The organism is Intrasporangium calvum (assembly GCF_028446585.1).
Lineage (GTDB): Bacteria > Actinomycetota > Actinomycetes > Actinomycetales > Dermatophilaceae > Intrasporangium > Intrasporangium calvum_A.
On sequence record NZ_JAPFQL010000103.1, the window covers coordinates 1 to 12,759 of the forward strand.

At 70.7% G+C, this 12,759-nt stretch carries 9 protein-coding genes; 2 read left to right on the forward strand and 7 right to left on the reverse strand.

Annotated elements, in window-relative coordinates:
* On the forward strand, positions 1-433 hold a 433-nt coding region (locus OO014_RS17435), incomplete at its 5' end, for an MFS transporter (protein WP_272463595.1).
* A 132-nt stretch (positions 434-565) separates the two neighbouring features.
* On the opposite strand, the gene OO014_RS17440 is transcribed toward OO014_RS17435, so the two are convergent.
* Both OO014_RS17440 and OO014_RS17445 read right to left on the reverse strand, forming a co-directional pair.
* Positions 566-1,384 carry a hypothetical protein gene (locus OO014_RS17440; RefSeq protein ID WP_272463596.1) on the reverse strand — a complete coding sequence of 273 codons (819 nt, stop codon included), beginning with the start codon at positions 1,382-1,384 and terminating at the stop codon, positions 566-568.
* Positions 1,381-1,866 (reverse strand): hypothetical protein, encoded by a 486-nt coding sequence (locus OO014_RS17445; RefSeq protein WP_272463597.1) that lies wholly within the window; start codon positions 1,864-1,866, stop codon positions 1,381-1,383. Before OO014_RS17445 ends, OO014_RS17440 begins: the two co-directional genes overlap by 4 nt.
* 392 nt (positions 1,867-2,258) lie before the next feature.
* On the opposite strand from OO014_RS17445, the gene OO014_RS17450 reads away from it, so the two are divergent.
* Positions 2,259-3,089, forward strand: coding sequence for a hypothetical protein (locus OO014_RS17450; protein WP_272463598.1), 831 nt, complete (start codon positions 2,259-2,261; stop codon positions 3,087-3,089).
* 9 nt (positions 3,090-3,098) lie between these two features.
* Here the strand turns inward: OO014_RS17450 and OO014_RS17455 are convergent, their stop codons facing one another.
* From OO014_RS17455 to OO014_RS17475, 5 genes are all read right to left on the reverse strand, one after another.
* Positions 3,099-3,467, reverse strand: coding sequence for an excalibur calcium-binding domain-containing protein (locus OO014_RS17455; RefSeq protein WP_272463599.1), 369 nt, complete (start codon positions 3,465-3,467; stop codon positions 3,099-3,101).
* Between the two features lie 424 nt (positions 3,468-3,891).
* Positions 3,892-4,839: an aldo/keto reductase gene (locus tag OO014_RS17460; RefSeq protein WP_272463603.1), complete on the reverse strand. Its 948-nt coding sequence runs from the start codon at positions 4,837-4,839 to the stop codon at positions 3,892-3,894.
* Positions 4,840-4,932: 93 nt separating this feature from the next.
* Positions 4,933-10,737: a pullulanase-type alpha-1,6-glucosidase gene (gene pulA / locus OO014_RS17465; RefSeq protein ID WP_272463600.1), complete on the reverse strand. Its 5,805-nt coding sequence runs from the start codon at positions 10,735-10,737 to the stop codon at positions 4,933-4,935.
* A 158-nt stretch (positions 10,738-10,895) separates the two neighbouring features.
* Positions 10,896-11,423 carry a YbaK/EbsC family protein gene (locus OO014_RS17470; protein ID WP_272463601.1) on the reverse strand — a complete coding sequence of 176 codons (528 nt, stop codon included), beginning with the start codon at positions 11,421-11,423 and terminating at the stop codon, positions 10,896-10,898.
* Positions 11,424-11,459: 36 nt separating this feature from the next.
* The gene (locus OO014_RS17475; RefSeq protein WP_272463602.1) at positions 11,460-12,524 is read right to left on the reverse strand and encodes a nitronate monooxygenase; all 1,065 of its coding nucleotides are present in this window, start codon (positions 12,522-12,524) and stop codon (positions 11,460-11,462) included.
* Positions 12,525-12,759 lie beyond the last annotated feature (235 nt).

Sequence of the window (12,759 nt, forward strand, 5' to 3'; positions counted from 1 at the left end):
GCGACTCGGGGTGGCTCGGACCGCCATCCTCGGCCGGGTCCTCAACAGCGTCGGCGCGGTCGTCATGGGGCTCGTCGGGGGGCCGCTCGCCCTCGTCGCCGCCTACGCGTTCACCTACTCCATGCACGGCTTCCTCGGGCCGATGCATGCCGCGCTGCTGCACCGGGTCGCGGAGGCACGCAACCGGGCGACGATCCTGTCGATGAACTCCATGACGGCCTTCGCCGCCTTCTCCGTCGCGGGCCCCGTGATCGGCGTCCTCGCCGAGCGCACCACGACGCAGACGGCGATGGTGACGGCTGGTGCGCTCAGCCTGCTCGGCCTGCTCGCCTACCTCCCGGCCCGCCGAGCCGAGCGCCCCCGCCCCCGCTCCCGCCCCCGCTCCGACTCCCCCACCAACTCGAGTGGCCCCTCCATCCACACCCCCACCTGACTCGAGTGGCCCCACCACGTATCGGGCCCAGGTCCGATCAGCGGTGGGCCTGCGCGCGCGAAGCCACCACTCATCGAGCCCCGGCCCGATGTGTGGTGGCGCCGGCGTGGGCCTGAGTGAGACCCGGCGGCGTCAGCGCGCTGGTGCGCCGCAGACGGGCGGCTCCGTGAGCCGTCGTCCCAGTGCCGCTCCGGCGAGCACCAGCGCGAGGGCAGCGCGCGCCCCGTCGTGAGCCGTCTCGATGGCCAGCCACGGACCGGCGACCGCCAGGGCCAGGCCGGCGACCGCGCAGGGCGCGCAACCCAGGTCCGGTCGCCATCCCTCCCCAGGACGCGGCACGAAGAGAGCGAGGGCGAGCGACGAGAGCACAGCCGCACCGGCGGTCAGCACCGTCCAGAGCGGCGCGTCCGTCAGCGGCCACCCCACGGTGACACCGATCAGGACGATCAGGCCCACGAGGATCACCCCCGCGGCAACGCGGCGCCGGGTCGGCCAGCGCAGGCTCTCCGCAGTCGTGGAGGGAGCGCCCACTCCCCCAAGGACCGGCCCGCCGGCAAGCATGCTCGCGACTCCGGGAGCAGGCAGCTCCACACCCGAGGGGCCGAGGTCGCGCTCCAACGCGGCGAGAGCGGCGAGACCACCGGAGATGTACTCGTCCGATCCGGGGCGCGCGGCGAGCGGCCCCGTGATGCCCTGCCACTGCGACCGGACGGCGTCGATCACCGCAGCGGGGTCGTCCTCGGCCCCGACGGCAGACCGACCACGCAGCGCTCGGCGCACGTCGGACAAGGCCGCAGCCGCGCCTTCGCTCGCCTTGACGGTCTGCTGCGTGCCGTCGACGCGGCACAGCGGCGCGCCGCCGGTCGCGGCCTCCAGCGCGGCGAGGGCCGCAGCCTCGTGGCGGGCGACGACGTCCAGCGGGGCCGAGCCGCGCGTTGGGAACGCGGTCATGCCGCACTCCCGACCCGGCAGGCACCGTCGACGCACGGACGGCGCCGGGCGGCATACCCCACCGCCCCGACGAGGGCCGCGAGCGAGATGGCGGCGAGCCAGGGCTGGAGCGGCTCCCAGATCCCCAGCGCTCCAGACGTGCCCAACGCGATGAGGACGATCTTGTTGCAGACCGGACAGGCCACGGCGAACAGGGCCAGACCTGCGGCGCTGTAGGCCGGCGCCGGCGAGTCCTCGCCCGTCACCGAGCCGTCGTCCTTGACCACGCGGCGCGAGCGCTGCAGCCCGAACCACAGGCCGGTCAGCACACTCGTTGCGAGCAGCACCCACGGCTCCCAGGGCCGGACCGGCACCTCCCGCCCAAAGACGGGATTGGGCACGATGTCGGTGGGCACCCCGATGACGAGGAAGGTCGCGACTGCCGCCAGCACCGTGATGCCGAGGTGGGGCCGCGGCCGCTCCCAGTGACGTGGCTCGCTCAAGTCAGGTCCCACCGCGGGGTCCAAGGCGTCGGGCACCATTCGTTCCATACCCCCTAGGGTATCTGCCCATTCAAGGCCAGAGCCTCATGGCGGCTCGCCCGGGTACTGTGACCCCCATGGGGTTCTCGGTCAAAGTCGCCCCGGGCATTCGCATCCGCGCATCCAGTCGTGGGTTGCGAGCCAGCGTTGGACCGCGCGCGGCGCGTGTCCACCTGGGGGCAGGGCGGCCCGGAGTCAGCACAGGGGTCGGACCAGTGGGCTTCTACACGAGTGTCGGAGGCAGCCACCGGCGTTCCCCCCAAGCCCGTTCGCGACCCGCGTCAACGGGGACCGCCACCCGCTCGCTCACAGCCGCGGCCAAGGCTCAAGAGGCGCAGGCAGCCATGGCTGCGATGACGCAGATCCTGGACCTCCACCGCGTCTCCTTTCCGGAAGCAACCCGGCCACTCGTGCCGACACCGACCGTGCCGACGATGCACTCTTTGCGAGCTCGACACCGAAGGCGAGCGCGTGCCGGTGTACGCATCTTCGAAGTCGGCAAACTGCTCGAGTCCCGGAGAAGAGCCGACGAGGCGGCACGGCTGGAAGCTCTTGACCTCGAAGCCGATGCGGCTCGGTCGCGAGTGGCCGCCCAAGCCGAAGTCGACGCCGCTTGGCAACGCCTCACGGACAACGAACCGGGCGCCGTCATGGAGGCACTCGCAGAGGCCTTCGAGGACAATGAAGCCATGGCGGCTCCCTTGGGTGTGGGCGGCCGTGGCGCATCCGTTGTCGTGCAAGTTCCCGATCCTGAGCTCATTCCGGAACGGATGCCCGGCGTGACTGACGCTGGCAACCTCTCTCTGCGCAAGATGACCAAGCGCCAGAAGAACGATCTGTACGCACACATGGTGTGCGGATGCACCGTCGTAACGGTGAAAGAGGCTTTCGCCGTCTGTCCCGGCCTGGAGACCGTCACAGCGGTCGCCGTGAGAAGGGCGGCTCCGGACGTCTACGGTCGCCGGGCGCCCGAGGCAGTCCTCGCAGCCCGCTTCAGCCGCGCCTCCCTGGAAGGGATCCACTGGGCTGACGCGAACGCCGTGGAGATTGTCAATGAAGCAAGCAATGACCGGCTCTTTCACCAGAAAGGAGCCTCAGCCGAACTGCAGCCACTCGACGCACGCGGTAACCCGGACATAGCCAACGCTCTGGAGGCCATCGATCTCGATGATGCGGACGACTGACTGCGTCACTCACTCACAGGCGACACCGTCGTTGTCACGATCGAGACCGGAACGATAACCGGGCTCACCCACGTAGAGCGGCGCAACTCCTGCGGCCCGTGCGGCGTCACAGTTCGCATAGTAGGTGTTGCTCGTCTTCGGAGCCGTGCCACCGCTGCCCGCGAAGGGAGCCACTGCGGTAACGGTCTTGCGCACCGTCTTGGTCACGGTTTTGGTCACCGTTGGACCGGCCACCTTCACGGTCCGTTCGGGTCCCGGGACGGTGACACTGGACGTGACCGTCGGTCCGGGAACTCGCACGGTGGACGTGACTGCAGCAGGTGAGGGCATGAGCGCGAGGGTGTTGGCGTCCAGCTCGGTGGATCCGCCCCCGGCCATCAGGCCAACGATCAGACCGGCTAGGCCGGCGGCTGTGCCGAGCAGGGCCTTGGAACGCCGACTGCTCTTATCGTTCGGATAGAGACCGACCGGCCCCCGAATCGGGATCCCGTAGTCGTTCGTCCAGAAATCCCAGCCAGGAGGCGGAGGAGTCCACGCGGGGTCAGGGGTCCACGTCGGATCGGGAACCCAACCCTCGGGTGCGTCTGGCCACCCCGGCGGCTTGTTGAACTTCATTGCCCCTCCAGCGCGTCGTGGCGGGGACCTGGCTGGACGGAAGATCGGATCCCTGACAACGCGCAATGTCCAGCTAAGACGAGTATTTCCTCCTCGTTGCCAAATGTGGCCAAAATCCCGCATTTCCGCGAAGAGGACGCCGATCAGTCCCACGCAGCCCAAAACTCACGACAGAAAGACACTCACTTCAGGCCGGGTCCGGGACCCCAGTGAGCCGGTCCAGCTCGTCGAGGTCGGCCCCGCTGGGCTGCCACGAGCCGGCGCGGACGTTGTCCCTCACCTGATCCGGGCTGGTCGCCCCCGCAATGACGGATGCGACGGCCGGCTGGGCCGCGAGCCCGCCGATGGCCACGTCGAGCAGGCTCAGACCACGCCCCGTGGCAAACGACTCGAGCGCTTCGATCGTCTCCCAGTCGGCACCCGCGAGCCGGTCGGAGCGGTCCGCCAGACGCGTCCCCGGCGGCGCGGCCTCACCCCGTCGGTACTTGCCGGTGAGGAGCCCGGACGCCAGCGGGAAGTACGGCAGCAGCCCGACGCCGACGTGCTCACACGCGGGCACGAGCTCGTCCTCGACCGATCGCTCGAGCAGCGAGTACTCGTTCTGCGCAGACACGAACCGCTCGAACCCCTCGGACCGCGCCACCCAGTCGGCGTCGACGACCTGCCACCCCGTGAGGTTGCTCGACCCGATGTAGCGGACCTTGCCCTCCTGCACCAGCTCGGTCAGCGCGGCGAGGGTCTCGCCGATCGGGGTCACCCCGTCGGGGCGGTGCAGCTGGTAGAGGTCGATCCAGTCGGTCCCGAGCCGCCGCAGACTCGCCTCCACGGCGCGCCGGACATACCGCCGCGAGCCGCGCACTCCCCAGTCAGGACCATTGGCGCCCTGCATGTCCATGCCGAACTTCGTCGCGACGACGACGTTCTCGCGCTCCGACCCGAGCGCGCGTCCGAGCAGCTCCTCGCTGGCTCCCGGACCGTAGATGTCGGCCGTGTCGAACAGGGTGATCCCGGCGTCGAGCGCCGCCCGCACGACCGCGGCGGTCTCCTCCTCGCCGATCCGGCGGCCGAAGTTGTTGCAGCCCAGGCCGACGGTCGAGACCGTGAGGCCGCTGTCCCCGAGCTGGCGGTACGTCATGTCTGGAGTGCTCACGGACCCACCGTAGGTGCTCGCGGCCCCGCACCCGAGGGCACGGGGCCGCGAGAGCAAGCCCAGCGGCATACGGCCAGGTCAGCTGGGTTGGACGAAGACCGCCACCGTCCGCGCGGGCACCGTCAGCGTCGACGAGGCCGTGTCGTATGCCGCTGAGCTCGCCACGCTGTCCGCCCCGTCCCGCTGGACCGGGCTCAACGACCAGGACCCGCTGAGTCCCGGGACCTTCTGGGCCACGGCGTCGGGCGACGCGTTGAGGACGACGACGAGCCCGCGCAGCGCAGGGTCGACGTCCGCGCCCACCGTGTCGTCGATCCGCATGACGACGACGCCGGGGTGCGCGTCCGCGGTGCCGGACACGGGGAAGCTGACCTTCTGCCGGATCGCGTCCGCCGAGCCGAGCCGGAAGAGCGGCGTGCTGAACCGCAGTTCGAGCAGGTCCTGGGCCATCGCCGATGCGTGCTGCGCCTCTGCCTGGGTCGGCTTGAGCGCCGGGTCGGCGAGGAGCGGCCGCATGTAGGGCCACTTCGCCGAGTTGACGCCCTCCGGCGGGAGGCCGTGGCCGAAGCCGTTGTCGGCACCGGTCCAGTCGAGCTCGTTGAACCAGTCACCGCTGTCGTAGGAGTCGCGGTTGAGGCTCTTGCTGCGCAGCAGGTCCGCGCCGGCGTGCCAGAACGAGGGCGTCTGGGACAGAGCAGTGGTCGCGAGCGACAGGGTGTTCATCCGGACGCGGTCGGCCATCGTCGTCGGGACCGGCAGCTTGTAGGTCAGCGCGTCGAAGAGGGTCTCGTTGTCGTGGGCATCGACATAGGTGACGACCTCGTCCGGCTGGTCCGCATAGCCCGCGGGAGAGCCGTTGTAGTCGACGTCGGTGCCCTTGACGACCTCGCCGGTGGCCGCGCTGCGGAACGTGAAGTCCCGCAGGTTGCCAGCGAGGCCGAGCTGGACGAGATCCGTCTCGTGGGCCAGGCGCGCGGCCGCCGAGGTGCTGTCGCCGTTGACCGGCGCGCCGTTCGGGTCCGTCGACAGCCCCGAGCCGAAGCCCTGCTTGCGCGGGTCCTCGTCGAAGGGACCGCCGCCGCGCACCGCGTCGCGCAGCCGGTCCGAGAAGGTCCCGATGTGCGTGCCGCCGAGCTGGCCCTGCGTGGCCTGCTCGAACAGCTTGTTGCCGGCCACCTCGCCGAAGTTCCAGCCCTCGCCGTAGAGGTAGATCTGCTTCCCGTCCACGCCGTCCTTGGAGGTGGTCAGCGCGTCGAGGGCGGCGCGGATCGCCAGCATGTTGGCCTTGCTGTGGTGACCCATGAGGTCGAAGCGGAAGCCGTCGACCTTGTAGTCCCGGGCCCACGTGACGACCGAGTCGACCATCATCTTCTCGGCCATCGCGTGCTCGGTCGCGACGTTCTGGCAGCAGGTCGAGGTCTCGACTGCACCCGTGGCGTTGAGGCGGTGGTAGTAGCCGGGGACGACCTTGTCGAGCACCGACCTGGCGCCCTGCCCCGACTCGGCGGTGTGGTTGTAGACCTCGTCGAGGACGACGCGCAGGCCATCCTCGTGCAGGGCCCCGACCATGGTGCGGAACTCGGCGATGCGGGCGCCGCCGTCAGCGGCCTCGGCCGTGGAGGCGTAGGAGCCCTCGGGCGCGGTCCAGTGGTAGGGGTCGTAGCCCCAGTTGAAGGCGTCCTTGCCGGCCACCGCGGAGGTGCACTTCTGCTGCTCCTCGCTGTCGGGGGCGAAGGACTCCAGGTCGCAGTCCGGCTGCTCCTGCTTGGCCGGGTCCTCCTCGATCGAGGCGATGTCGAAGGTCGGCAGCAGGTGGACCGTGTTGAGGCCCGCCTGCGCCAGCGTCCGCAGGTGCTTGCGCCCCTCGCCCTCCTCGGCGAAGGCGAGGTAGCTGCCCCGCAGCTCCTCGGGCACCGACTCGTCGGTGGCGGAGAAGTCCCGGACGTGCAGCTCGTAGATGGTCGTGTCGACGTTCTGGGCCACCGTCGGCGCGGGGGTGGTGCGCCAGGCCGCAGGCATGTGCTTCGCGTCCTTGAGGTCGACCGCGACCGAGCGCGTCGAGTTGAGCGTCAAGGCAACGGAGTTCGGGTCGGTGACGCGGTTGGTCTCCACCTTGCCCGTCGACGGCGCGAAGACCTTCACCTCGTAGAGGTAGCGGGCCTCCTTGGCCCCGTCGCCGAGGCGAGCGGTCCACGACCCGTCAGCTGCCCGGACCATGTCGGTGCGCGTCGCCCGGTCGAGTCCGAGGTCGTCGGAGCCGGCCGGCCAGGTCAGCAGGTTCACGTCCTGCGCGGTCGGCGCCCAGACGCTGAAGGACACGCCGCCCTTCGGGAAGGCGACTCCGTAGGCCCGCTTCCGCGCTGCCCCGGCGTAGATCGCATCGAGAGCGATGGCCGTCTGGGCGCCGGTGGCGTCGAGGAGCACTCCGGTCGAGTCGTACATCGCCACCGCGACCTGGCCCTTGAGGATCTCGGGCATCAGGGCGGCGGTCCGCTTGTCGGTGCGCAGGGCGACCGCGTCCTTGAGCTCGGGGTGCGCGGCGAGCACGTCCCGGGGCAGGCCCTTGGGGTCGCGCGTCAGCGTCGCCACCGAGCCACCGGTGACGGCCTCGGCGTCGACGGCGAGACCGCCGTCCGCCGACCAGTGCAGCCGCCACGTGAGCGTCGCCGGGTCGACGCCGGCCGGGACAGCAGACGCCGGCCACGCCACGAGATCTGCCGCCACGACGAACGCCCTGGCCTTGCTCAGATCGGGCGCCGTCCCGGCGCGCGAGGTCTTCACCGAGATCTGGTGCGTCCCGAGGACGTAGCTGATCGTCACCTGCGTGCCGTCCGACGGCACGGAGAAGGCCACGTTGGGGCCGTTCTGCTCACCGCCGGCGCCGTAGTTGACGGCCCAGGACAGGCCGTGGGTCACCTTGAACTCGTAGCTCCCGGCGGGGATGGCGCTGGAGGACCACGTGTAGGTGCCGTCACCGTCCGGGTCCTGCAGCCACGAGCGCATGCAGTCCGGCGCCCAGTCACCCGAGCAGCCGAGCTCGCTCTGGAAACTGCCGGGGGCCGTGATGATCTCGGCCTGGGCGTCGCTGGTGACCCAGTGCGTCCGGTGGTCGTAGTAGAACGTCACGGGCGTCCCATCCGCCTTGAGCGGGATGTTGGAGCCGTTGCGCACGGCCCCGACGCCGTAGTTCTCGTCCCATGACTTGTTGATCGCGGCCTTGTACTCGTAGTCCCCGGCCGGCAGCGTCGTCGTCAGGCGCCAGATGTCGTCGTTGGGGTTGCGCGTCAGCTGTGCCTGGTCACAGGCAGGATCCCAGTCCCCGGCGCAGCCCATCTCGGAGTTGAGGTTGCCGGGGACCGAGACGTGGTCCGGCTGGACGACGGGGCCGGAGCCGCCACCGCTGCCGCCGTCGCCACCGCCGGCCTTGGGGTCGCCGACGATGCCATAGGTGGACGTCGCCGCGAGGTTGCCCTCGATGTCGCGGGCGACCATCCGGTACTCGAGCAGCGTCCCCTTGGCCAGGCCCCGGACGTCATGGAAGACCCGGTAGGGCGCGTTGTCATCGGTGCCGATGGGCGTCCACTCCGTCGTGCCGACCGGCCGCTGGAGAAAGGTGACCTCCGCGAACGCGGTGCCCGGCATCGCTGCGCCGATCTCGGCGCGGCCGCCGACCGCGGCCCCCGGCGCCGGGGATGCGGGATAGACGGTGATCGCCGACTCCGGTGCGTGGAAGGCCGTCTTGCCGCGGAAGACCTGCACCGACAGCGGGGGCACCGTCACCGTGACGCGACCGGCACGGTCCGAGGTGACGCCCTTCGACGCCCCGAGAAGCGGGAGGAAGCTCGTCTTCGGGGACGCCGTGGCAAACGTCGCGGTCTTCGCCTCGGTGGCGTTGTTGGCGACGACGACGTACTCGCGCCGGGCGTCCTTGTCGATGCGGCTCACGGCATAGATGCCTGCGGAGTCGGAGGCGTAGCGGTGCAGCTGGGCGCCGTCCGCGAGCGCGGGGTGCGCCGCCCGCAGCTCGGCCAGCTCGCTCAGGTGCGTGTAGAGCGGGCCGTCCGTCCCGTAGCGGTCCGCTGAGCCCATCGGCTCGTCGGCCCCGCCGTCGATGATGACGTCGTCCTGGTACTCCTCGACCTGCGTCGCGAACAGGTCCTGACGGGCTTCCTTGTCGCCGCCGGCGCCGGTGAAGCCCTGCTCGTCGCCGTAGTAGACGACGGGCTGCCCGCGGGTGAGGAACATCAGCGAGTTGGCCAGCTCGGTGCGGGCGAGCAGCTCGTCGCCCCCGAACTTCGCCTGCCGGAGCATCATGCCGACGCGGCCCATGTCGTGGTTGCCGAGGAAGGTCGGCAGCGAGTAGGCGTTGGAGTCGAGGTCGGTGTAGTAGTCGTCGCCGGCGAAGAGATCGCGCAGGCCGGTCGTCGCCTTGCCGGAGGCGAAGCCGAGCGCCGCGCCCTGGAAGCCGAAGTCGAGGGTCGCGGGCAGCCGCCCCTCGGTCGTGTACTGGCTCATGTAGGCGGGGCTGCCGTCGAAGACCTCGCCGAACATGAAGAAGTCGTCGTTGCCGGCGTCCTTCGCGTGCTTCATCAGGGTGGGCCCGAAGCTGCGCCAGAAGGGCATGTTGACGTGCTTGACGGTGTCGATGCGGAAGCCGTCGATGCCGAGGTCGACCCACGCCGTGTAGATGTCCTCCATCCCCTTGACGACGACGGGGTCCTCGGTGAAGAGGTCGTCGAGGCCGAAGAAGTCGCTGTAGAGGCTCGACTCGCCGGCGAAGGTCGAGTTGCCGCGGTTGTGGTAGCGGACCGGGTCGTTGAGCCAGTCCGGGACCTTGACCGTGGCGTCCTCGGGGGTGCGGAACGTCGGCACGTAAGGGAAGGAGGTGGCGGGGTCGAGGGTCGGGAAGTCGTCCGTGCCCGCGACCTTGGCATCGTCGAAGACGTCGCCCTCGGCGTCCTGGTAGGGGTAGGCGTCCTTGGCCCGGTAGGTGTCCGAGTCGCCCTCGTAGTCGATGACGTCGGCCGTGTGGTTGGTGATGATGTCGAAGTAGACCTTCATCCCCTTGGCGTGGGCCGCGGCGATGAGCTCCTTCATCTCGGCGTTCGTGCCGAGGTGCGGGTCGATCTGGGTGAAGTCGGTGACCCAGTAGCCGTGGTAGCCGGCGCTGATGTCGTCGCCGCTGCCCTGCACGGGACGGTTCTTGAACGACGGCGTCAGCCAGATCGCCGTCGTGCCGAGGCCCTTGATGTAGTCGAGCTTGTCGGCGATGCCGGCGAGATCGCCGCCGTGGTAGAAGCCCTTGTCGCTCGGGTCGAGGCCGGTCTCGAGCCGGTCTCCCGTGAGGCCGCCCTCGTCGTTGGTCGGGTCGCCGTTGGCGAACCGGTCGGCCATGACGAAGTAGAACCGCTCGCGGGTCGGGGCCTGCCGCAGCGAGGGGGTGGCCAGCGCCGCGTCGGCGTCGGTGGCCGGCCCAGAGAGCTCCACCGGCGCGATGCCGATCTGGTGGGTCTCGTCGTCGTACGTGAAGCGGATCTTCGCCGGGCCCTCGAGCACGAGCGGGAGGTTGGCGCCGCCCTTGGCCCCGTCCGCTCCGTAGTTCTCGTCCCAGGAGCGGTTGATCGCCACCTTGAGCTCGTAGCTGCCCTTGGGCACGTCGAAGACCTTGCCGTATGCCGCTGGGCTCGCTTCCAGCGGCAGGTCCGTCGCGCTGCAGCCGGGGTCCCAGTCGCCCGGGCAGCCGAGCTCGCTCTGGAGCGAGCCGACCAGGGTGACGGTGCGCTCCTCGGCCCACGCGGTCACGGCACCGGAAACGGGAGTGACGAGACCAGCTGCCGCAACTGCAATGACGGTCGTCGCGGACAGGATCGGACGTCGGCGCATGCGCACTCCTTCGTGGCAACTCTGGGGGTGTGCCGAAGGTCGGACCGACGGTCGCGCAGCACTCGGCACGGGCAACCTAACGCCGGGAATGTCCGACGCGCCAGAGTTTCACTGCAACTTTTTGCAGCACCGCCCCAAATTCTTGCGAATTGCTGCCGTCACAGCGTCAGATCGAGGACCTCGGCGCCCGGGAGCTCGGCGAGGGCCGAGCCGTCGACCAGCAGCTTGGCCCCGCGGAGCCCGGCCCCGATCACCACCGGTCCGGCCGCGGCAACGGCCGCGTCGACGAGGATCGGCCAGTCCGCCGGCAACCCGACGGGGGTGATGCCGCCCTGCTGCATGCCCGTCAGCTCCTCGGCGACCGCCTGGTCGGCGAACGAGATCTTGCGGACGCCGAGGTGCTTGCGCACGATCCGGTTGACGTCGGCTCGGTCGGTCGCGAGGACCATGACCGCGGCCCGGGTCGTCACCTCGCCGCGGCGACCCTCGACGACGACGCAGTTGGCCGACGCGGCAGGATCCACGTCGTAGGCCGCGCAGAAAGCGGCGGTGTCCGCGAGCGCCGCATCGATCTCGGCGACCTTCGCGCCCGGGACGCCGGGCAGTGCGGCGGCGACGGGCGGTGCGACGAGCTCTGGGTGCTCCGTGGCCGGCTTCCAGGTCAGGTTTCCCTCGGCGCTTGGCATGGCGTCACCGTACGACACCGCTCGCGTCAGGGGCGGTCAGTCCCCGACGATCCGCCGGACCACCGCCCCGGCCGGCATGTCGTCCGCCTCCCGCCAGCCGGTGCCCGCCCAGAGCGCCATGGCCCGGTGATCGTCGGCCGCTGCCGAAGCACGACGCAACGGCACCGTCAGGTGGTGCACCTCCGGGTAGGCAGCCGGCGCCAGGCCGTCGCGCTCACGGACGAAGTCGGTCTCCAACGCCCGGGCCAACCGTCCGGAGAACGCCCGCGTGACGACGGTCCGACTGAAGGCAGGGTCCGCCAGCGCCCGCCGGTAGGCCAGGGCGGTGCCGGCCTCGGGGGTGCGCAGCAGCGCCGTCCCGACCTGCACCGCAGTCGCCCCGCAGTCGAGCACCTCCCGGGCCCGCGCCCGTGTCGAGATCCCCCCGGCGGCGAAGATCGGCACCGAGCACCCCTCGCGGACCAGACCGACGAGATCGGTCAGGTCGAGCGGGGACGGCTCCTTGAGCGCGTCCAGCGTCCCGCGGTGGCCCCCTCCGTCGGGGCCCTGCACGACGAGCCCGTCGACCCCCGCCTCGATCGCCGCCTCGGCCTCCTCGACGTCGCTCACGGTGACCACCGTCTCGACTCCCGAACGCCGCAGCTCAGCGAGCACCGCGGGCCCCGGGAGCCCGAAGGTGAAGGACACCACCGGCACCTTCTCCCGCACGACGAGGTCGAGCTTGCGCTCCCAGTCGTCCGGGTCACCCGCCACCGGCTCGGGCAGCTCCACCCCGAGGCCCTCCGCGACGGGCAGCAGGGACTCGCGATACCGCGCCACGGCTTGGGCGCGGTCGTCACCGGTGAGCGGGACGAGCCCAGCGGCATACGGCATGGCGAACGTGTTGGCGCTCTCGGGGACGAAGAGGTTGACGCCGAAGGGTCGGGACGACGCGTCCCACACGTCCGCGATCTGTCGCGCCAGCTGCTGCGCCGAGAGGTAGCCGCCGGCGAGGAAGCCGAGGCCGCCGGCCTCCCCGACTGCCGCCACGAGGTCAGGGGTGGACGGGCCACCGGCCATGGGCGCGCCGACGAAGGGGACGTCGAGCGAGTCGATCACCATGACCCCGACGCTACTCCCCCGAGCCACGGGCGGCTCGGGTCCTTGTCGATCGGCAGGTCACGTCACACACTGGCCACAGAACCCCTGAAGCGAGGCCACCGTGGACACTCCCATCGCCGCCAGCAGACGCCTCACGCGTGCGCTGCGACCCGTCGTCGCCACGATCGCCCTCGCCGTGGTGGCCACCACGGCACCCGCGAACGCCCAACCCGGCACCGGCCACACCCTCGCCGCC

Excerpts from the sequence above, each read along its gene's own strand:
- OO014_RS17440 (WP_272463596.1), bottom strand. The coding sequence starts at position 1,384 with ATGACCGCGTTCCCAACGCGCGGCTCGGCCCCGCTGGACGTCGTCGCC.
- OO014_RS17450 (WP_272463598.1), top strand. The coding sequence starts at position 2,259 with ATGACGCAGATCCTGGACCTCCACCGCGTCTCCTTTCCGGAAGCAACC.
- OO014_RS17455 (WP_272463599.1), bottom strand. The coding sequence starts at position 3,467 with ATGGCCGGGGGCGGATCCACCGAGCTGGACGCCAACACCCTCGCGCTC.
- OO014_RS17460 (WP_272463603.1), bottom strand. The coding sequence starts at position 4,839 with ATGACGTACCGCCAGCTCGGGGACAGCGGCCTCACGGTCTCGACCGTC.
- pulA (WP_272463600.1), bottom strand. The coding sequence starts at position 10,737 with ATGCGCCGACGTCCGATCCTGTCCGCGACGACCGTCATTGCAGTTGCG.
- OO014_RS17470 (WP_272463601.1), bottom strand. The coding sequence starts at position 11,423 with ATGCCAAGCGCCGAGGGAAACCTGACCTGGAAGCCGGCCACGGAGCAC.
- OO014_RS17475 (WP_272463602.1), bottom strand. The coding sequence starts at position 12,524 with ATGGTGATCGACTCGCTCGACGTCCCCTTCGTCGGCGCGCCCATGGCC.